The 20175-nt window shown below is 75.0% G+C and carries 13 protein-coding genes; 5 read left to right on the top strand and 8 right to left on the bottom strand.

The annotated features are described in order from the left end of the window. The first annotated feature begins 20 nt into the window (after window positions 1–20). Window positions 21–1040, top strand: a complete 1020-nt coding sequence (locus ACQPZO_RS06810) for a LacI family DNA-binding transcriptional regulator (RefSeq protein ID WP_433348050.1) — start codon at window positions 21–23, stop codon at window positions 1038–1040. A 39-nt stretch (window positions 1041–1079) separates the two neighbouring features. On the opposite strand, the gene ACQPZO_RS06805 is transcribed toward ACQPZO_RS06810, so the two are convergent. After that, a complete protein-coding gene (locus ACQPZO_RS06805; protein ID WP_433348049.1) occupies window positions 1080–3824 on the bottom strand; it encodes a putative bifunctional diguanylate cyclase/phosphodiesterase in 2745 nt (914 codons plus the stop codon). Window positions 3825–3962: 138 nt separating this feature from the next. Here ACQPZO_RS06805 and ACQPZO_RS06800 point away from each other — a divergent pair, with 138 nt between their 5' ends. After that, window positions 3963–4340, top strand: a complete 378-nt coding sequence (locus tag ACQPZO_RS06800; protein WP_433348047.1) for a PH domain-containing protein — start codon at window positions 3963–3965, stop codon at window positions 4338–4340. Window positions 4341–4436: 96 nt separating this feature from the next. Here ACQPZO_RS06800 and ACQPZO_RS06795 read toward each other — a convergent pair whose 3' ends face one another. After that, complete coding sequence (locus ACQPZO_RS06795; protein WP_433348045.1) at window positions 4437–5363, bottom strand: 2-hydroxyacid dehydrogenase; 927 nt, start codon at window positions 5361–5363, stop codon at window positions 4437–4439. 173 nt (window positions 5364–5536) lie between these two features. On the opposite strand from ACQPZO_RS06795, the gene ACQPZO_RS06790 reads away from it, so the two are divergent. Both ACQPZO_RS06790 and ACQPZO_RS06785 read left to right on the top strand, forming a co-directional pair. Continuing rightward, on the top strand, window positions 5537–6712 hold the full coding sequence (locus ACQPZO_RS06790; protein WP_433348043.1) for a PQQ-dependent sugar dehydrogenase: 1176 nt from the start codon (window positions 5537–5539) through the stop codon (window positions 6710–6712). Window positions 6713–6812: 100 nt separating this feature from the next. Beyond that, window positions 6813–8396, top strand: a complete 1584-nt coding sequence (locus ACQPZO_RS06785) for a metallophosphoesterase (RefSeq protein ID WP_433348042.1) — start codon at window positions 6813–6815, stop codon at window positions 8394–8396. 30 nt (window positions 8397–8426) lie between these two features. On the opposite strand, the gene ACQPZO_RS06780 is transcribed toward ACQPZO_RS06785, so the two are convergent. The 6 genes from ACQPZO_RS06780 to ligA all read right to left on the bottom strand — a co-directional run bounded on the left by ACQPZO_RS06780 (window position 8427) and on the right by ligA (window position 19362). Beyond that, entirely contained in the window at window positions 8427–10784 is a 2358-nt protein-coding gene (locus ACQPZO_RS06780) for a transketolase-like TK C-terminal-containing protein (RefSeq protein ID WP_433348040.1), read from the bottom strand. A 113-nt stretch (window positions 10785–10897) separates the two neighbouring features. Continuing rightward, complete coding sequence (gene gatB / locus ACQPZO_RS06775; protein ID WP_433348038.1) at window positions 10898–12397, bottom strand: Asp-tRNA(Asn)/Glu-tRNA(Gln) amidotransferase subunit GatB; 1500 nt, start codon at window positions 12395–12397, stop codon at window positions 10898–10900. 13 nt (window positions 12398–12410) lie between these two features. Then, a complete protein-coding gene (gatA, locus tag ACQPZO_RS06770) occupies window positions 12411–13886 on the bottom strand; it encodes an Asp-tRNA(Asn)/Glu-tRNA(Gln) amidotransferase subunit GatA (protein ID WP_433348036.1) in 1476 nt (491 codons plus the stop codon). Next, window positions 13883–14188: an Asp-tRNA(Asn)/Glu-tRNA(Gln) amidotransferase subunit GatC gene (gene gatC, locus ACQPZO_RS06765; RefSeq protein ID WP_007075103.1), complete on the bottom strand. Its 306-nt coding sequence runs from the start codon at window positions 14186–14188 to the stop codon at window positions 13883–13885. The genes gatA and gatC overlap by 4 nt, the downstream gene beginning before the upstream one ends. A gap of 195 nt (window positions 14189–14383) precedes the next feature. After that, window positions 14384–16918 carry an EAL domain-containing protein gene (locus ACQPZO_RS06760; protein WP_433348035.1) on the bottom strand — a complete coding sequence of 845 codons (2535 nt, stop codon included), beginning with the start codon at window positions 16916–16918 and terminating at the stop codon, window positions 14384–14386. Between the two features lie 224 nt (window positions 16919–17142). After that, window positions 17143–19362 carry an NAD-dependent DNA ligase LigA gene (gene ligA / locus ACQPZO_RS06755; protein ID WP_433348034.1) on the bottom strand — a complete coding sequence of 740 codons (2220 nt, stop codon included), beginning with the start codon at window positions 19360–19362 and terminating at the stop codon, window positions 17143–17145. Window positions 19363–19596: 234 nt separating this feature from the next. Here ligA and ACQPZO_RS06750 point away from each other — a divergent pair, with 234 nt between their 5' ends. After that, window positions 19597–20169, top strand: coding sequence for a type II toxin-antitoxin system PemK/MazF family toxin (locus ACQPZO_RS06750; protein ID WP_433348032.1), 573 nt, complete (start codon window positions 19597–19599; stop codon window positions 20167–20169). The last annotated feature ends 6 nt before the right edge of the window (window positions 20170–20175 follow it).

The following is a 20175-nucleotide window of genomic DNA, read 5'->3' as shown; positions in this document are numbered from 1 at the left end:
CAAGTGGAGGAGACACGCCGGTGAAGCGGCCGACCATCGCCGACGTCGCGCGGCGGGCCGGGGTGTCCAAGGGCGCGGTCTCGTACGCGATGAACGGACAGCCCGGCGTCTCCGAGGCGACCCGGCAGCGCATCCTGGCCATCGCCGCCGAGATCGGGTTCAGCCCGAGCAGCGCCGCGCGGGCGCTCTCCGGCGCCACCGCCAAGGCCGTCGGCCTGGCCTTGTGCCGCCCGGCCCGGATCCTCGGCATCGAGCCGTTCTTCATGGAGCTGATCAGCGGCGTCGAGGCCGAACTGTCGGCCCGGTCGTTCGCGCTGACCCTCCAGGTGGTCGCCGACCAGGACGCGGAGATCGCGGTCTACCGCCGCTGGTGGGCCGAGCGCCGGGTGGACGGGGTCTTCGTCTGCGACCTGCGCACCGACGACCGGCGGGTGCCGGCGCTGGAGGAGCTGCAACTGCCGGCCGTGGTGATCGGCGGCCCCGGGCACACCGGCTCGCTGGCCAGCGTCTGGTCCGACGAGGCCGCGGCGCTGGCCGAGACGGTGGAGTACCTGGTAGCCCTGGGCCACCGACGGATCGCCCGGGTCGGCGGCCTGCCCGCGCTGCTGCACACCGAGATCCGCAGCGACGCGTTCACCGAGGTGTGCGGGCGGCTCGGTCTCGACGAGTCGGTCACCGTCTGGTCGGACTACACCGGCGAGGAGGGGGCCCGGGCCACCCGGCGGCTGCTCAGCTCGCCGAACCGCCCCACCGCCGTCATCTACGACAACGACGTGATGGCGATAGCGGGGCTGTCCGTGGCCCAGGAGATGGGCCTTCAGGTCCCCGGCGACCTGTCGATCGTCGCCTGGGACGACTCCCCGCTGTGCCAGCTCGTGCACCCGCCGCTGACCGCCCTCGGCCGGGACATCCCCGCGTACGGCGCGCACGCCGCCCGGCAGCTGCTCCGGGTGATCGCCGGCGAGCCGACCGGCGAGCTCCAGGACGAGACCGCCAACCTCACGCCCCGGGGCAGCACCGCGCCGCCCCGGGTCAGGTGAACCGGTTCAGCACTCCGCGCCCCACCGTCCCGGACGCCCTCACCGGGACGCGGACGGGAACTCCTCGAAGTACGCCTCCACCCGCTCGGCGGTCGCCGGGCGGGCCAGCGCGAAGCCCTGCCCGTAGCGGCAGCCCGCCCGGCCGGCGGCGTCCGCCTGTGCCGGCGTCTCCAACTGTGCGGCGACGATCTCCAGGCCGAGCCGGTCGCCGAGGCTGACCACCACGTCGACCAGCTGGTTGTGCCCGCCGTCGGTCCCGTCGACCCCGTGCGGGGCCAGCTTGAGCAGGTCGATGGGGAGCCGGCGGAGCTGGGCCAGCGAGGCGTGCGCGGCCCGGAAGTCGTCCAGCGCGGTGCGCACGCCGAGCGAGCGCAGCCCGGCGAGCCGGGCCACCATCGTCGGCAGCTCCGCGCCGACGCGCGGCTCGGCCACCTCGGCCACCAGCCGCTCCGGCGGCAGCCCGTGGGTGGCCAGCACCGCCGCGGTGCGTTGGAGGAAGTCCGGCGCGGCCAACTCCCGAGGGGTGACGTTCACCGACATCCAGAGCTGCCAACCCCCCGCCGACCAGTCGGCCAGTTGACGGCAGGCCCGGTCCAGCACCCAGCGGCCCACCTCGCCGACGAGGTCCAGGTCCTCGGCGACCGGCAGCAGCTCGGCCGGGAGCACGGTGCCCAGCACCGGGCTGCGCCAGCGCAGCAGCGCCTCGGTGCCCACCGGCAGCCGGTCGGCCAGCCCGAGCACCGGCTGGTAGACCAGGTCCAGCTCGCCCCGGGCCACCGCGCCGGGCAGCTCCCGCTCCAGATCGAGCCGGCGGACGAGCTGCTCCTCCAGGTACGCGTCGTACCACTCGATCCGGTCCCGGCCGAGCTGGGCGGCCCGCCGGCGGGCCAGGTCCGCCTGGCGCAACGCGTCGTCGGCGGTCGCGCCGGGGATCTCGGCCAGGCCGATGCTGGCCTGCAACCGGACCTCGGCGCCCGCCACCCGGTACGGCTCGCCGAGCACCTCCAGCAGCCGGGTGCCCAGTGCGTACGCCAGCACCGGGCCGGCGGTGGTGACCACGCCGAACTCGTCGCCGACCAGCCGGGCCACCAGGTCGTCCGGGCCGACCGCGGCGCGCAGCCGGCGGGCCACCTCCACCACCACCACGTCGCCGACCGCGTGGCCGCGACCGTCGTTGATCGCGCCCAGGCCGTGCAGGTCCACCACCAGCAGCGCCCCCGCCCCGTCCCGCCGGGCGGCCAGCTCGCGCAGCAGCTCGCGCCGGTTGGCCAGCCCGGTGAGCTGATCGGTCGCGGCGAGCTGGCGCACCGCGCGCTCCAGCCGGCGACGCTCGCCGACGTCACGCACGTACAGCGCCAGCGCGTGCACCTCGGGCACCCCGCGCTGGTCGCTGATCGTGGACTCGGTCTCCCGCCACACCCCGTGCCCGTCGCGCAGCCGGGCGGCCAGCAGCGTCGGCCGGACGCCGGCGCGCACCTCGTCGAGCAGCAGCGCGGCGCGCGGGAGGTCAGCGGGGTGCAGCAGGTCGGCGAAGGGTCGGCCGAGGACGTCGGCGTCGGTCAGCCCGAACAGCCGGGTCGCGGCCGGGGACTGCCAGCGCACCCGCAGCGCGTCGTCCAGCAGCAGGATCAGGTCGTCGCCGCCCGAGACCAGGGCCCGGAAGTGCGCCTCCTGGGCGGCGAGGCGGGTGGCGTACCGGCGGTTGTCGGTGGCGGTCATCAGCTCCCGGACCACCAGCGGCGGGGTCACCGCCAGCCCGAGCAGGATCGCCCCCGGCGTGAAGTCGCCGTGCGCGTAGAGGTGCCCGACGGCGGCCAGGGCGGCGATCGCGGCCGGCGCGCTGACCCGGGGCCAGACGGGGGTCGGGCCACCCGGGCGGCGCGGGTCTCCGGCGGCCACCCGGCGGACCCCGTCGGCGGTGAGCAGCGCCCCGACCACCAGCGGCCCGACGGTGGTCAGCAGGGCCCGGTCCGGGGCGTCGTAGGCGAGCAGCACGATCAGCGCGAGCAGGCCGAACTGGGCCGCCCCGGCGCCGAGCAGGCAGATCGCCGCGCCCGGCCGGCGCCGCCAGTCGGCCAGCGCCGCGACGCCGATCGCCGCGAGGCCGAACCCGCCGGCCACCACCGCGACCCGGGCTGCGGGCGGGGTCTCCCCCGGCGGCAGCAGCACCCAGGCGGCGAAGATCAGGCTCAGGCCCAGGCTGACGATGTCGACCACGCGGCGGACCCGGGCCCGGTTCGGCAGCCGGCTGCGGCCGGGCAGCAGGAGCAGCCCGCCGGTGTGCAGCAGGGCGGCGATCCCGAGACCGGCCGCGCCGACGGCGACCCATCGGCCGGTGCCGACCAGGGGGAGCACCGCGACGGTCAGCCCGACCGTGGCCACCGCCGCGTCGAGCAGCCCGGCGGCCGAGCGGCAACGGATGGCGCGGCGGCCGGCCCGGTCTGGGTCGCCGCCGGCGGCGTACCGGACGGGCACGGCCAGCAGGGACAGCCGGACGCCGGCCAGGACGCTGCCGGCGGCGCCGGCGAGCGCCACCGCGGCCAGCGGCGGGATTGCGCCGGCCAGGCCGGCGAGGGCGAGCAGCGCCGCCGTCGCCAGCACCAGGAGGTCGGCGGGACGCGGGAGGCTGCGGGAGGTGCCGGAGGGATACGCGACGGACACGACGATCGCCTTCGTGAGGGGGCACGGGCGGTGCGGTACGACGGTGCGGGGGTTGCGGTCGGCGGCGTCGCCCGGCGTGGCGGTCCGGGCGGCGTGGGCGCGGCTGGTTCGCCGGCCCAACATGATGAAACGATCCACCGTCACCGCAGGAAACGGCTGCCAGGCCATGAAAATGAGTGATTCAAGTCACTCCCATGGCGCCGGTCACCCCCGCCCCCGCCCGCCCGGGGGCCGGCCCCGCCCAGGTGGGATCATCTGGGGGTGAGTCGCGCCGAGACCGTCCGCTTCCGCCCCAACCAGGCGATCCTGGTCGCGGCGGTGATCGCCTTCATCGGGGCGCTGCCGCTGGCCGCCGCCCGGTGGTACTTCCTGCCGGTGCTGCTCCTTCCCCTCGCCGTCGCCGTCTGGGCCTGGCGCTCAGGCACCGAGGCGGACGCCCGGGAGCTGCGCCTGCGGGCGCTGACCGGGCAGCGCCGGATCGGCTGGGAACGGATCGTCGAGCTGACCGCCGACGCCCGGGGCCGGGCCGTCGCCCGGCTCGACGACGGCGAGTGGCTGGTCCTGCCCGCGGTGCCCGGAACCGAACTGCCCCGGCTCGTCGCCGTCACCGGCCATAGCCTGCCCGGCCGCACAATCTGACCCAGCCGACCGTGCCCGGCCCGGCCGCCTGACCCTGCCGGCCCGGCCCACCCGACCGGCGGGCCGGACACGTCGGCGGGTCGGCCGGCGGACGGGTCAGTAGCCGTCCGAAACCGTGTTGATCAGCGGCTGGCCGGCGGCCAACCGCCGCACCTGCTCCCCCACCAGCCGGTACGCCCGGGGCAACAGCCCGCGCACCGAGCCGGCGACGTGCGGGGTGAGCAGCACGTTGGGCAGCCCCCACAGCGGGTGGTCGGCGGGCAACGGCTCGGGGTCGGTGACGTCCAGCGCGGCCCGTAGCCGGCCGGAAGCCAGCTCGGCGACCAGCGCGTCCGTCCTGGCCACCGGGCCGCGTGCGGCGTTGACCAGCAGCGCGCCGTCGGGCATCGCGGCGAGGAACTCCTCGTCGACCAGGCCCCGGGTCGCCTCGGTGAGCGGCACCAGCAGCACCACCACGTCGGCCTCGGGCAGCAGCGCCGGCAGCTCGTCGACCCCGTGCACCCCCTCGGCGGGGCGGGCCGTCCGGGCGACCAGGGTGAAGGTCACCTCGAACGGCGCCAGCCGGGCGCGCACCGCCGCCCCGATCGAGCCCGCGCCGACGATCAGCACCCGCTTGCCGGCCAGCTCGTCGGTCGGGCAGACCCGGTCGTACGCCCACTCGCGGCGGGACTGGGCGACGGCGAAGGTGGGGAAGCCGCGCAGCTGGGAGAGGACCGCGGTGGCCACCCACTCGGCGGTGCCGGAGTCGTGCACCCCGCGCGCGTCGCAGAGCATCACCCCGACCGGGACCCGGCCGACCCAGGCGTCGGCCCCGGCGGAGAGGAGCTGCACCACCCGCAGGTCGGGCAGCTCGCCGAGCAGGGCGGTGGCGTCCCCGCCAGACAGGAACGGGGGCACCCAGAACCGCACGTCGGCGACGTCGGACGGGAGGCGGGACGGCGACTCGACCACCTCGACGGTCACCCCGGGCGGCACGTCGCCGAGCAGGCCGCGACCGGCCGGGTGCGGAATCCATACCTTCACGCCCGACGACGATAGTCGCCCGGCGGCGCCGGTCCCCCGTTGGTGCGGGCCGAACCACCCGGTGGCGGGGCCCGGGCGGCGGTGACCGGCCGACCGCCCGGGTGGCGGGGCCGGGGCGGCCCCACCCGCGCGGCCCCCCGCGCAGGACCGTCCGGGCGGCTAGGCTGGGCCGGGTGAGCCCCCGTCGCCCGTACCCCCGGAAGACCTCTGCGCGCGCGGTGGCTGCGGCGTCGTGCGCGGCGCTGCTGCTGGCCACCGCCGGATGCAGCTTCGGCGAGCCGGACCCCGACCCGGCCGGCGAGCCGCCGAACCTGCCGACCCCCTCCGCCTCCGCCCCCGGCGGCGGCAGCGGCCAGCAGATGGTCGCCACCGTGCTGGCCAAGGGCCTGCGGGTGCCGTGGGGGATCGCGTTCCTGCCCGACGGCGGCGCGCTGGTCACCGAGCGGGACAGCGGCCGGATCCTCAAGGTCGGGCCCGGGTCCGGGCGGGACGGGCTGACCGTCACCGCCGTGCAGACCGTGCCCGACGTCGCGGCCGGCGGGGAGGGCGGCCTGCTCGGCATCGCCGTGTCCCCCCGCTACGCGACGGACCGGACGGTATTCGTCTACCACACCGCCGAGCGGGACAACCGGATCGTCAAGCTGGAACTGGGCGGCCGGCCGACGCCGGTCCTGACGGGCATCCCCCGGTCCGGGACCCACAACGGCGGCGGGCTCGCCTTCGGCCCGGATGGCTACCTGTACGCCAGCGCCGGCGACGCCGGCAACCGGGAGTCCGCGCAGGACCGGAAGAGCCTCGGCGGCAAGATCCTGCGGATCACCCCGGACGGCAAGCCGGCCCCGGGCAACCCGTACCCGGGGTCCCCGGTCTGGTCGCTGGGGCACCGCAACGTGCAGGGCCTCGCCTGGGACGCCGGCAAGCGGATGTACGCGGTCGAGTTCGGCCAGAACACCTGGGATGAGATCAACCAGATCACCAAGGGCGGCAACTACGGCTGGCCCCTGGTCGAGGGGAAGGCCGGCGACAGGCGGTACACCGACCCGCTGGTGCAGTGGAAGACCTCCGACGCGTCCTGCTCGGGCCTGGCGGCGACCGACCGGCTGCTGGTCACCTCCTGCCTGCGCGGGGAACGGATCTGGCTGGCCGAGCTGACCGACACCGGCACCATGCTCGGCCAGCCCCGGGAGCTGCTCACCCGAAAATACGGTCGGCTGCGGGCGACGGTCGCCGCGCCCGACGGGTCGATCTGGGTCACCACCTCCAACCACGACGGGCGGGGCGAGCCGGCCCCCGAGGACGACCGCATCCTGCGGCTGGTCTTCCCCGACGGCGGCGCGGGGCGTGGCTAGCCGCGACGGGCAACGGCCGTAGCACCCCGGCCCGCGCGGCGCGGCGCGGCGGAATCCCGGGTTTGCCAAGATCCTTCACTGGGCAGGTCAGAATCTCAGCATGGACGGCCAGGAGAACGAACAGCGAAACACCGGGGACGCCGACACCCCGGCGACCGGTCGTGGCCGGCGCTGGGCCCTCCCGCGCCGACGCGGGGACGTCTCGTCCGGCCGGGGCCGGGTGCTGGCCCGCCGGGTGGGCGTGGCGCTCGCCGTCGTGGCGATCGCCCTGGCCGGGGTGGTGATCGGCACCTTCGCCGGCGGACGGGTGCAGACCGACATCGGTCCCTTCCGGGCCGAGTTGACCCTCGCGCCCGCGCTCACCGGCAGCACCACCGTCGACATCCCGCCGCTGGGTGCCCTGCAACTGAACAGCCACGACGGGCCGACCCACCTGACCGTGGGGCTGGGGGCACTGGACCAGCGACGCACCGAGGCGCTGATCGACGACCCGGCGAGCATCAGCCGAGCCAGCCAGTCCGCCGTCACCGACGTCCGCACCGGGGTGATGCGCCTCGGCCTGCGTACCGTCGGCGCGACGCTGCTGGTCACCCTGCTGCTGGCCGGCCTGGTCTTCCGGGACACCCGGCGCACCGCCTGGGCCGGCGGGCTCGCCCTGGCGGTCACCGCCGGCAGCCTCGGCCTGGCCGCGTCCACCCTCCGCCCGCAGGCCATCGAGGAGCCCCGGTACGAGGGGTTGCTGGTGAACGCCCCGGCGATCGTCGGTGACGCCCGGAAGATCGCCAACGACTACACCAAGTACGCCGAGCAGCTCCAACGCCTCGTCGGCAACGTCAGCCAGCTCTACACCACCGTGTCCGCGCTGCCGGTGTACGAGCCGGCGCCCGGCACCACCCGGGTCCTGCACGTCTCCGACATGCACCTCAACCCGACCGGCTGGCAGCTCATCCGCACCGTGGTCGAGCAGTTCGGCATCGACGTGGTGATCGACACCGGCGACCTCACCGACTGGGGCAGCGAGCCGGAGGCGTCCTACGTCGGGTCGATCGGGCTGCTCAAGAAGCCGTACGTGTACATCCGGGGCAACCACGACTCGGGGAAGACGGCAGCGGCGGTGGCCCAGCAGCCGAACGCGATCGTGCTGAACAACTCGACCACCACCGTCGCCGGGCTGACCATCGCCGGCACCGGCGATCCCCGGTTCACCCCGGACAAGGAGACCTCGCCCGCCGGCAGCGGCCTGACCAAGCAGGTCGCCGACCAGGTGATCGGGGCCGGCGACCAGCTCGCCACCACCGTCCGCAACTCGCCCAAGCCGGTGAACATCGCCCTGGTGCACGACCCGGCGTCCGCCGGGCCGCTGTCGGGCACCTGCCCGCTGGTCCTCGCCGGCCACACCCACGCCCGCCAGGTATCCAAGCTGCCGCAGGTGCCGGGCCAGATGCCCACCCAGCTCATGGTGGAGGGGTCCACCGGCGGGGCCGGGCTGCGCGGCCTGGAGGGCGAGAAGCCCACCCCGCTGTCGATGACGGTGCTCTACCTCGACAAGGACAAGCTGCTCCAGGCGTACGACGACATCACCGTCGGCGGGACCGGCCAGTCGCAGGTCAGCCTGGAACGGCACGTGGTGCGGGACCCGAAGGCCGGCGCCGAGGTCCCCGTCACCCCCACCCCGACCCGCTGAGCGCGGCGGGCCGGGGACGGCGGGGGCGGGTCAGCGCAGGGCCAGGGCGGCCAGGGCGGCGTTGACGATGCTGCCCGGCAGCAGGTCGTGCAGCTCGTACAGCTCGCGGACGCTGCCGGACTGGCCGAACTCGTCCACGCCCAGCGGCACGGCGTGCGCGCCGAGGGCCGAGCCGAGCCACGCCATCGCGTGCGAGGCGGCGTCGTGCACGGTCACCACCGGCACCCGGTCGACGAACGCCGACCGCAGCGCCCCGGGCACGCTCGGCACGGTGGCCGTCCGCACGCCCTGGCGCAGGGTGCGCTGCCAGGCCCGGTAGAGCCGGTCCAGGCTGGTCACGTCGACCACGTGCGCGGCCACGCCCTCCTCGGCCAGCTCGGCGGCGGCGGCCAGCACCTCGGGCAGCACCGCGCCGGACGCGGCGAGCTGCACCACCGGGGCGTCGACCAGGTGCGGGTACGCCTCGTGCGCGTCCACCAGCCGGTACGCCCCGGCGACCGCCTGCCGGCGCAGCACCGCGTCGCCGATCCGGGCCCGGGCCGCCTCGAAGGGGGCCTGGTCGATCGGGCGGGTGCTGAGCCGGAAGTAGTACGCCCCGTCCTCGGCCGGCGCGGCGGTGGTGGCCGGCACGCCACCGGCGGCGATCTGCCCGAGCGCGTCGCAGAGCAGCCAGTCGAGGGTGGCCGCGTACGCCGGCTCGACGAAGGTGACCCCGGGTAGCTCCAGCCCGACCGAGGCGGTGATCGTCGACTGGTGGGCGCCGCCCTCGGGGGCGAGGGTGATGCCCGACGGGGTGCCGGCGACCACGAACCGGGAGCCGGAGTACGTGCCGTACAGGAACGCGTCCAGCCCGCGCAGCACGAACGGGTCGTAGACCGTGCCGACCGGCAGCAGCGGCTGCCCGGACAGGTCCCAGGACAGGCCGAGCTGGCCGAGCAGCAGGAACAGGTTCATCTCCGAGATGCCCAGCTCAATGTGCTGGCCCGACGGGCTCTCCGTCCAGCGCAGCATCCGGTCCTCCGTCCAGGACCGCTGCGCGGTCGGGGCGAACACCCCGGTCTTGTTGATGAACCCGGCCAGGTTGGTGGAGGTGGCCACGTCCGGGGCGGTGGTGACCAGGTACGGGGCGATGTGCTCGTCCCGGGCCAGCTCCACCAGCACCCGGCCGAAGACCTCCTGGGTGGAGACGGGCTTGTTGGCGCGTACCCGGGTGGTCTCCGGGACGGTGACCGGCAGGGCCCGCTCGCGGGGCGCGCGGGACAGCGCCTCGCGGCGCTCGCCGGCCCGGATGCCGGCCGGGGTCGCCGGGTCGAGGCGGTCCCACTCGGTCTCGACGGTCAGGCCCTGCGCGGCGCGCAGGACGTCGACCTGCCCGGTGGACAGCAGCGCGGAGTGGTTGCGCGGGTTGCCGGCGATCGGCAGCCCCCACCCCTTCACCGTGTACGCGAAGACCACGCTGGGCCGGTCGGTGACCGCGTCGCACTGGGCGTAGGCGTCGAGCATCGCCGCGAGGTCGTGCCCGCCCAGGTCGGTGACCAGCGGGCCCAGCTCGTCGTCGGCGATGTCGGCGATGAGCTCGGCGATCCCGGCGGGCGCCCCGTCGAGGAACTGCGTGCGCAACGCCGGACCGGCCAGCCCGAACAGCGACTGGTACTGCTCGTTGGGCATCGCGTCGATCCAGTCGCGCAGCGCCTCCCCGCCCGGCCGGGCGTACGCCTGGGCGAGCCGGCGACCGTACTTGACCTCGACGACGTGCCAGCCGGCGGCCTCGAACTGGCCGCGCCACTGGTTGATCCGGATACCCGGGACGACCCGGTCCAGCGACTGGCGGTTGAAGTCGACCAGCCACATCACGTTGCCCAGGCCGGTCGTGGCGGAGTCGGCGACGGCCTCCCAGATGTTGCCCTCGTCCAGCTCGGCGTCGCCGATCAGCGCCACGAACCGGGAGTGCGGGCGCTCGCCGAAGTGGGCGTCGACGTACCGGCGGGTGACGGCGGCGAACAGCGGCGCGGCGGCACCGAGGCCGACCGAGCCGGTGGAGAAGTCGACGCCGTCCGGGTCCTTGGTGCGCGACGGGTACGACTGGAGGCCGCCCCGGGCCCGCAGCCTCGGCAGGTACGACCGGTCCAGGTTGCCCAGCAGGTACTGGACGGCGTGGAAGACCGGGGAGGCGTGCGGCTTGACCGCGACCCGGTCCTCGGCGTCGAGGTGGGCGAACCACAGCGCGGTCATCGCGGTGACCAGGGAGGCGCTGGACGCCTGGTGGCCGCCGACCTTCACCCCGTCGCCGGTGTCCCGGTCGTGGTTGGCGGCGTCGACGATCCGGGTGGCGAGCCAGAGCACCCGCTGCTGGATCTCGTCGAGGACATCGAGGTCGTGCTGGTTCACGGTGGCTCCATCCGGGCGTCGCCGTTGACGCCCTCGCGAGGGGTGCGGGGCCGCGTACTGAAAGAGGCGGAAGGCCACCGCCGGATCCCGGCGGCGGCCTTCCCGATGGGGCCTCAGCCCTGGGCGCCGAGGCGCTCCAGGATCAGCTCGCGGACGGTCTTGGCGTCGGCCTGGCCCCGGGTGGTCTTCATGACCGCGCCGACCAGCGCGCCGGCCGCCGCGACCTTGCCGCTGCGGATCTTCTCGGCGATGCCCGGGTTCGCGGCGATCGCCTCGTCCACGGCGGCGGTGAGCGCGCCGGTGTCGGAGACGACCTCCAGGCCCCGGTTGGCCATGATCTGGGTGGGTGAGCCCTCACCGGCCACCACGCCCTCCAGGACGGTGCGGGCCAGCTTGTCGTTGAGCTTGCCGGCATCGACCAGCCCCTGCAGCTCGGCGACCTGGTTCGGGGTGGCCCCGATGTCGGCCAGCTCCACGCCGGCCTCGTTGGCCCGGCGGGACAGCTCGCCCAGCCACCACTTGCGGGCGGCGGCGGGGGTGGCCCCGGCGGCGATGGTGGCCTCGATCAGCTCGACCGCGCCGGCGTTGAGCACCGACTGCATGTCGGCGTCGGACAGGCCCCACTGCTCCTGGAGCCGGCGGCGGTGCAGCCGGGGCAGCTCCGGCAGGGCGGCCTTCAGCTCGGCCACCCACGCCGTGTCCGGGGCGAGCGGCACCAGGTCCGGCTCCGGGAAGTACCGGTAGTCGGTGGCGGTCTCCTTCGACCGGCCCGGCCGGGTGCCCCCGGTGTCCTCCTGGAAGTGCCGGGTCTCCTGGATGATCCGGCCGCCCGCGTCGAGCACCGACGCCTGGCGCAGCATCTCCGAGCGGACCGCCCGCTCCACCGAACGCAGCGAGTTGACGTTCTTCGTCTCGGTGCGGGTCCCCCACTCCGCGCCCGGGAGGTTGAGGGAGGTGTTCACGTCGCAGCGCAGCGAGCCCTCCTCCATCCGCACGTCGGAGACCCCCAGGGAGCGGATCACGTCGCGCAGCTCGGCGACGTACGCGCGGGCCACCTCGGGGGCGAGCGCCCCGATACCCGGGACCGGCTTGGTGACGATCTCCACCAGCGGGATGCCGGCCCGGTTGTAGTCGACCAGCGACTCGGTCGCGCCGTGGATGCGGCCGGTGGCGCCGCCGACGTGCAGCGACTTGCCGGTGTCCTCCTCCAGGTGCACCCGCTCGATGCCGATCCGGACCAGCTCGCCGTTGACCTCCACGTCCAGGTACCCGTCGACGCAGAGCGGCTCGTCGTACTGGCTGATCTGGAAGTCCTTCGGCATGTCCGGGTAGAAGTAGTTCTTCCGCGCGAACCGGCACCACTGCGCGATCGAGCAGTTCAGCGCCAGGCCGATCCGGATCGTCGCCTCGATGGCCGCCTTGTTCGCCACCGGCAGCGAGCCGGGCAGTCCGAGGCAGACCGGGCAGACCCGGGTGTTCGGCTCGCCGCCGAAGTCGGTGGGGCAGCCGCAGAACATCTTGGTGTTCGTGCCCAGCTCGACGTGGGTCTCCAGGCCGATCACCGGTTCGTAGCGCGCAACGACGTCGTCGTACGCGGGCAAGGTGGTCGTCATCGGTGCTCCTGCCTCACAATGCCGGTGGGGTGAACGTGCCGACCGCGGACTCCAGCGCGGCGGCGACCCGGTACATCCGGTCGTCCGCCATCGTCGGTGCCATCACCTGAAGACCGACCGGCAGCCCCTCCGAGAGGCCGCACGGCACCGAGATGCCCGGCCCGCCGTACAGGTTCGTCGGAATGGTGAACAGGTCCGCCAGGTACATCTGGTACGGGTCGGCGGTGCGCGCGCCGATCGGGAACGCCACGAACGGCGTGGTCGGCGAGATCAGCGCGTCCACCCGCTCGAACGCGGCGGTGAAGTCCCGGGTGATCAGGGTGCGGACCTTCTGCGCCTGCCCGTAGTAGGCGTCGTAGTAGCCCGAAGAGAGGGCGTACGTGCCGAGCATGATCCGGCGCTTGACCTCGGGCCCGAAGCCGGCCTCCCGGGTCAGCGACATGACCTCCTCCAGCGACCGGTTGCCGTCGTCGCCGACCCGCAGGCCGAACCGGACGCCGTCGAACCGGGCCAGGTTGGAGGAGCACTCGCTGGGGGCGATCAGGTAGTACGCCGGCAGCGCGTACTTGAAGTGGGGGCAGGACACCTCCACGATCTCGGCGCCCAGCTTGGCCAGCGCGTCGACCGACTCGCGGAACGCCGCCATCACGCCCGGCTCGGCGCCCTCGCCGGTGAACTCCGTGACCACGCCCAGCTTCACGCCGGTCAGGTCGCCGGTCGCGCCGAGCCGCGCGGCGGCCACCACGTCGGGCACCGGCTGCGGGATGGAGGTGGAGTCGCGCGGGTCGTGGCCGCCGATCGCCGCGTGCAGCAGCGCCGCGTCCAGCACCGTACGCGCGCACGGGCCCGGGGTGTCCAGCGAGGAGGAGAACGCCACCAGGCCGTACCGGGAGGTGCCGCCGTAGGTGGGCTTCGCCCCGACGGTGCCGGTGACCGCGCCCGGCTGGCGGATCGAGCCGCCGGTGTCCGAGCCGATCGCCAGCGGCGCCTCGTACGCCGCGATGGCGGCGGCGCTGCCGCCACCGGAGCCGCCCGGGATGCGGCCGAGGTCCCACGGGTTGTGGCTCGGGCCGTACGCCGAGTATTCCGTGGAGGAGCCCATGGCGAACTCGTCCATGTTCGTCTTGCCGAGCATCACCGTGCCGGCCGCCCGCAGCCGCTGCACGATCGTCGCGTCGTACGGCGGGCGCCAGCCCTCGAGGATCTTCGACCCGACGGTGGTCGGCACGCCCTTGGTGGTGAGCACGTCCTTCACGGCCACCGGGACGCCGGCCAGCGGGCCCAGCTCCTCCCCGGCCGCCCGGCGCTCGTCGACCGCGCGGGCGGCGGCGAGCGCGCCCTCGGTGTCGACGTGCAGGAAGGCGTGCACCCGGCCCTCGACGGCGGCGATCCGGTCCAGGTGGGCCCGGGTCACCTCGACGGCCGAGGTCTCCCCGCCGGCGACGAGACCGGCGATCTCGACGGCGGTCAGCTTGGTCAGATCAGTCACGACGCCACATCCTCGTCCAGGATCCGCGGGACGCGGAACCGCTGTTCCTCCGCGTCGGGCGCGCCCGACAGGGCCTCCGCCGGGGTCAGGCCCGGCACCACCACGTCCTCGCGCAGCACGTTCGTCAGCGGTACGGAGTGGGAGGTCGGCGGGATGTCCGCCGCGGCGACCTCGCCGACCTGGGCGACCGCCTGGAGGATCGTGTCGAGCTGGCCGGCGAAGGTGTCGAGCTCCTCCTCCGTGACGGCGAGCCGCGACAGTCGCGCCAGGTGCGCGACCTCCTCGCGGGAGATGGCGGCCATCAGTGCCCCCTTCGTGGCTGTCGTGCTGGTTTCTGGCGGTGGCCCGCCGCACGTCGGGATGACGATGACGTGCGGTGACCGGAGCGAGTCTATTGTCCAGCACCGGCCCGGCGTCCCCGACTCCCCCTCCGGCCATGCGGTGCCCCCGACGTCCCGGCTTCCCCTCCGGCCCCGCGGCGCCCAGACGCCGTCGGGTCAGCGGGCGCGCGGGGGCCGGCTCTCCGCCTCCCGCGCGGCCGGCCGCAGCGGCCGGTACCGGGCGAGCCACGCGGCCAACTCCTCGGCCGGCATCGGCCGGGCGTAGAACCAGCCCTGCGCCACGTCGCAGCCGGCGGCGTGCAGCAGCCGCCAGGTCCGCTCGTCCTCCACCCCCTCCGCGACGACCCGCAGCCCGAGCGCCCCGGCCAGCTCGATCATCGACCGGACGATGGCGGCGTCGTCCGCGTCGTCGGCCATCCCGAGCACGAACGACCGGTCCACCTTCACCTCGGACAGCGGCAACCGGCGCAGGTGCTGCATCGACGAGTAGCCGGTGCCGAAGTCGTCCAGCGCGATGGCCACCCCGATGGAGTGCAACCGGGAGATGGTGGCCAGCACCCGGCGCGGGTCGGCCATCAGCGCGCCCTCGGTGATCTCCAGTTGCAGCCGCTCCGGCCGGACGCCGAAGCGGGCCAGCCGGTCGGCGATCTGGTCGGCGATCTCGCCGGTGTGCAGGTCCCGGACGCTGACGTTGAGCGCCGCCCGCAGGCTGATCCCGGCCGCCGACCACTTCGCCAGCTGTTCCACCACGTCGTCGACCACCCGGCGGGTGAGCAGCCGCATCACCGCGCTCTGCTCGGCGACCCGGATCAGCTCCTCCGGGTCGACCATTCCCCGGCGCGGATGCCGCCAGCGCAGCAGCGCCTCCACGCCCACCACCTCGCCGGTGGCGATGGCGACCTGCGGCTGGTAGTACATGGTGATCTCGCCGGGGTTGCCCGGCTCGTCGGGCCCCGGCCGCCGGCCGGTCGGCTCCGCGTACGCGACCCCGGCCCCCGGGCCGGTCCCGGGATCCGCCTCCGCCGCCCCGCCGCCGCCCGGTTCGGCCGGCTGCTCCGGCCCGGTGTCGCCCGGCTGCTCCAGCCCGGCGCCGGTGGCGGCGGCCCGCCGGCGGATGGGGTCGGCGGCGGTGACGATCCGCTGGATCAGCTCGTCGGGGTGGGCCGGCCCCGAGCGCTCCCGGTTCCGGCGGACGCCCCAGCGGGCCGACCCGCCGGTCGAGCGCCCCGCGCCACCGCGGCCGGCGACCGCCGGGGCGAGGGCGGCGGGCAGGGCAGCGCCGTCCCCGCCGCGCACCCCGGCCGCCCCCCGACCGTCGTCCCGCCCCGCCGGCCCCCGACCGTCGTCCCGCCCCGCCGGCCCCCGACCGTCGTCCCGGCCCGCCGGCCCCGCTTCGAGTACGCGCCGCAGGTCGGCCAGCAGACCCAGCCGCTCGGCGGAGTTGTGGTCGGACTCGGCGGCGTACACGGCGACGGTGTCGCTGCGCTGCTTGGCGTCGTACATCGCCACGTCGGCGTGGCGCATCAGGGTGGCGAAGTCCTCCCCGTGCTCGGGGTAGAGCGCGATGCCGATGGAGCCGCCGACGTCCAGCGGCAGCCCGTCCAGCGCCACCGGCTCGGCGAGAGCACCCACCAGCCGCTCGGCGGTCTCCCGGGCGGCGTCCACGCCGGTCAGGCCGGTGCTGACGATGGCGAACTCGTCCCCGCCGAGGCGGGCGAGCAGGTCCCGCTCCCCCACCGCGCCGGCCAGCCGGGCACTCACCTCGACCAGCAGCCGGTCGCCCACGGCGTGACCGAGCGCGTCGTTGACGTTCTTGAACCGGTCCAGGTCGATCAGCAGCAGCGCCAGGTGGGCGTCCGGCTCGCCCCGGGCGGCGCGCTCGGCGTGCAGGTGGACCTGCTCGGCCACCTCCGCGAGCAGCGCCTTGCGGTTGGGCAGGCCGGTGAGCGGGTCGAGCGCGCCCAGCTGCTCCTGCTCGGCGGCGAGGTGGGCCATCCGGTACACCGCGAACAGCGGCACCAGCACCAACGGAATCAGCGCGGCGCTGGCCCGGGCTGCCGTCACCAGCACGGGGGCGAGCAGCAGCAACGAACCGGTGGAGATCAGCTCGTACCCAAGGCCCGAGCGGAACCCGGGCCACCAGCGGCCACCGAAACGCCACCGGATGGCGGTGCTGACCAGACCGTAGTTGGCCACGAACCAGGCCGCCGCCGCCCCGCCGACGGCCAGCACGTCGCTCCAGCCCAGGTGCCCGCCCTCGAAGATCCCGCCCGGCCCCAGGCCCGTGACCGCCGCAGCGGCGGCCAGCGCGCAGGCGTACTGGGCCGCGTTGAAGCCGGACCGCCAGGCGGCGTACCCCATCCGCCAACCGGAGACGACCACCGCGACCGTCTGCACCGCCACGGCCGGACCGAGCCCCCAGCCGAGCAGGATGGCGAAGGTGAAGCAAGTGGACGGGAATACCGCCGAGGACTGCCGGCGCCCCGGGGGCACGAACGGCCGCGCGTCGCAGACCACGGCGAGGGCCGCCATCGTCCAGAACGCCACCGGTAGCCCGGCTAGCCGGCCCGGCAGCTCGATCAGTGGCCCGGCCGAGACCAGCAGCGCCAGCACCGCGACGGCGGCGACGAAGCCGTAGAAGGGCGTAACCCGTCCCGGCGGGACGGAGTTTCGCGGATCTGCGGTCTCCATCGCACCTCCGGGCAGCGGCCACGGCGGGCCCTGCGCCCGTCGTGCCCCCATGAAACGCCCTGAGTGCCGCTTTTTCCGAGACGACAGCCACGAATCGGTCGTAGTCGTAATTAAGTTGGTATACGCGACCAGGTGGGGTCAAGATTCACGACCCGCCCCCGCGGGCCCTCCGGCCGGGTCACCCGGGCCGGTGACGGCCGGGGCGCTCGGCGGCGGCGGCCGGGTCACTCGCCGACGCGGGCCACCTCACGGGCCGCGTCCGGGCCCTGGTCGAGCAGGACCCGGAAGCCCTCCTCGTCCAACACCGGCACCTTCAGGCTGACCGCCTTGTCGGCCTTGGAGCCGGGGTTGTCCCCGACCACGACGAAGCCGGTCTTCTTGGAGACCGAGCCGGTGACCTTGCCGCCCCGGATCTGGATCGCCTCGGCGGCCTGGTCGCGGGAGAACCCGGCCAGGGTGCCGGTCACCACGACGGTGAGCCCCTCCAGCGGGCGTGGCCCCTCGTCGACGGCCTCCTCGGCCATCCGTACGCCCGCCTCGGCCCATTTGCGGACCACCTCGCGGTGCCAGTCGACGGCGAACCACTCCTTGATGCTGGCCGCGATCGTCGGGCCGACGCCGTCGACCGAGGACAGTTCCTCCTCGCCGGCCGCCTCGATGGCCGCCATCGAGCGGAAGTGCCGGGCGAGGGCCTGTGCCGCCGTCGGGCCCACGTGCCGGATCGAGAGCGCCACCAGCACCCGCCACAGGTCGCGCTCCCGGGCCACGGCAAGGTTGTCGATCAGCTTCACGGCGTTGCTGCCGAGGCTGCCGTCCTTGTTGACGAAGAACGGCGACCGGGCCAGCTTCTCGGCGTCGAGGGAGAACAGGTCACCCTCGTCGGCGATGACCTGCGCGTCCAGCAGCGCCGCCGCGCCCTTGTAGCCGAGCACCTCGATGTCGAACGCGCCCCGGCCGGCCAGGTGGAAGACCCGCTCGCGCAACTGCGCGGGGCAGCCACGGCTGTTCGGGCAGCGGATGTCGACGTCCGCCTCCTTCTCCGGCCGCAGCGGGGTGCCGCAGGCCGGACAGGTGGTCGGCATGACGAACGGCCGGGCGTCGGCGGGACGCAGGTCGACCACCGGGCCGAGCACCTCGGGGATCACGTCGCCCGCCTTGCGGATCACCACCGTGTCGCCGATCAGCACACCCTTGCGCTCCACCTCCTGCGCGTTGTGCAGGGTGGCCAGGGCCACCGTCGAGCCGGCCACCAGGACCGGTGCCAGGACGGCGAACGGGGTGACCCGGCCCGTGCGGCCGACGTTGACGTCGATGTCGAGCAGCTTGGTGTTGACCTCCTCCGGCGGGTACTTGAAGGCGATCGCCCAGCGCGGGGCCCGGCTGGTGGAGCCGAGCCGGCCCTGGATGGAGACCGGGTCCACCTTGACCACCACGCCGTCGATCTCGTGCTCGACGTCGTGCCGGTGCTCGGCGTAGTACGCGATGAACTCCGCGACCCCGGCCAGGTCGGGCACCACCCGCCAGCGGTCGCTGGTCGGCAGCCCCCACGCCCGCAGCGCCGCGTACGACTCGGACTGGGCGGTCGGGGCGAAGCCGCGCCGGGCACCGACGCCGTGCACCACCAGCCGCAGCGGCCGGGACGCGGTGATCCGCGGGTCCTTCTGGCGCAGGCTGCCGGCGGCGGCGTTGCGCGGGTTGGCGAACGGGGCCTTGCCCTGCTCCACCAGGCTGGCGTTGAGGTCGGCGAAGCCGGCGATCGGGAAGTAGATCTCGCCGCGCACCTCGATGAACTCGGGCACCTCGGGGAACTCGGCCGACGAGGTCAGCCGGGCCGGCACGTCCCGGATGCTGCGGACGTTGGCGGTGACGTCCTCGCCGGTGCGCCCGTCGCCCCGGGTGGCCGCGCGCACCAGCCGGCCCTGCTCGTAGGTCAGGTTGATCGCCAGCCCGTCGACTTTGAGCTCGCACAGGTAGGAGACCGTGCCGCCGGCGTCCCGCTCGACCCGCTCGGCCCAGGCCGCCAACTCCTCGTCGGCGAAGGCGTTGTCCAGGGAGAGCATCCGCTCGGCGTGGGCGACCGGGGTGAAGTCGGTGGAGAAGGTGCCGCCGACCCGCTGGGTCGGGGAGTCCGGGGTGCGCAGGGCCGGGAACTCGGCCTCCAGCGCCTCCAGCTCGCGTAGCTGCCGGTCGAACTCGGCGTCGGTGACGATCGGGGAGTCCAGGACGTAGTAGCGGTACTGGTGATCGGTCAACTCCTGGCTGAGAGTGGAATGCCGCTCCCGCGCCTCGGGGGTCGGCTCGGCCCCGGCCGCCGCCTCCTGCGCCGGGGTGACCTGCTGCGCAACCGCACCCTCAGCACCGTCCGGCGCGGCCGGACCCGCCGCCGACGCCGGATCGTCCCCGGACGCCCTGCCGCTCCCCGACGCCCCGCCGCTCTCGGACATCCCGCCGCTCCCCGACACCTTGCCGCTCTCGGACATCCCGCCGCTTTCCGACACCTTGCCGCCACCGGACACGTCGTGCGACCTCCCGTGATCAAGCTACCCCCGCACCGTATCGGTCGGGTGTGACAATCCGCCGGGCCGCCCGCCGCGCCCGGCGGGCCGTCACCCCGCCGACGTGCGAGGATCGCCGCACGTCGGCAGGCCCGGGCCGACGCCGGACAGCGGGAGGCACGGATGACGGACTGGCTGCTCTGGGCACTGGCGATCGTGCTGGCCGTCGCGGCGGGCTGGGCGTGGAGCGAGTGGCGCCGACGCAACGCCGGGACCGAGCGCGCCCGGCGGGACCGGGCCCGACCGCAGCGGGACCGGCCGCGCCCCGGATCCACCGCCACCCGTCCCGGCCGGGGCGCCGGCACGCGGGCCCCGGGCCGACCGGCCGCCCCACCCCGGCCGCGCGCCGCCGAGCGAGGCACCGCCCCCGCCGGTACGCCCCGACCCGGCGAGGTCTGGTGGGCCGAGGTCCCGTACGCCGACGGCACCGGCTCGAAGGTCCGCCCCTGCGTGGTGCTGCGGGCCGACGACCGGGACGCCGACGTGCTCAAGGTCACCAGCCAGGACAAGTCCGACCGGGACGATCACGTCCGCATGCCCACCCGCGACTGGGACCCCGGCGCCGACCACGACAGCTACCTCGACATCAGCGAACCCATCCGGATCGCCACCTCGGTTTTCCGGGACAACGCGGGCAGGTGCGACCCCACCCTCTGGCGCCAGCTCCGCACCCTCCCCCACCTCCCCACCCCCTAACCCCAG

It is taken from the genome of Micromonospora sp. CA-111912 (assembly GCF_050948415.1).
GTDB lineage: Bacteria > Actinomycetota > Actinomycetes > Mycobacteriales > Micromonosporaceae > Micromonospora.
This window is presented reverse-complemented; position numbering and strand designations above follow the sequence as displayed.

Coding starts and splice junctions, on each gene's coding strand:
- ACQPZO_RS06805 (WP_433348049.1), bottom strand. CDS start 3,824: ATGTTGGGCCGGCGAACCAGCCGCGCCCACGCCGCCCGGACCGCCACG.
- ACQPZO_RS06785 (WP_433348042.1), top strand. CDS start 6,813: ATGGACGGCCAGGAGAACGAACAGCGAAACACCGGGGACGCCGACACC.
- gatB (WP_433348038.1), bottom strand. CDS start 12,397: ATGACGACCACCTTGCCCGCGTACGACGACGTCGTTGCGCGCTACGAA.
- gatC (WP_007075103.1), bottom strand. CDS start 14,188: ATGGCCGCCATCTCCCGCGAGGAGGTCGCGCACCTGGCGCGACTGTCG.
- ACQPZO_RS06760 (WP_433348035.1), bottom strand. CDS start 16,918: ATGGAGACCGCAGATCCGCGAAACTCCGTCCCGCCGGGACGGGTTACG.
- ligA (WP_433348034.1), bottom strand. CDS start 19,362: ATGTCCGAGAGCGGCGGGGCGTCGGGGAGCGGCAGGGCGTCCGGGGAC.
- ACQPZO_RS06750 (WP_433348032.1), top strand. CDS start 19,597: ATGACGGACTGGCTGCTCTGGGCACTGGCGATCGTGCTGGCCGTCGCG.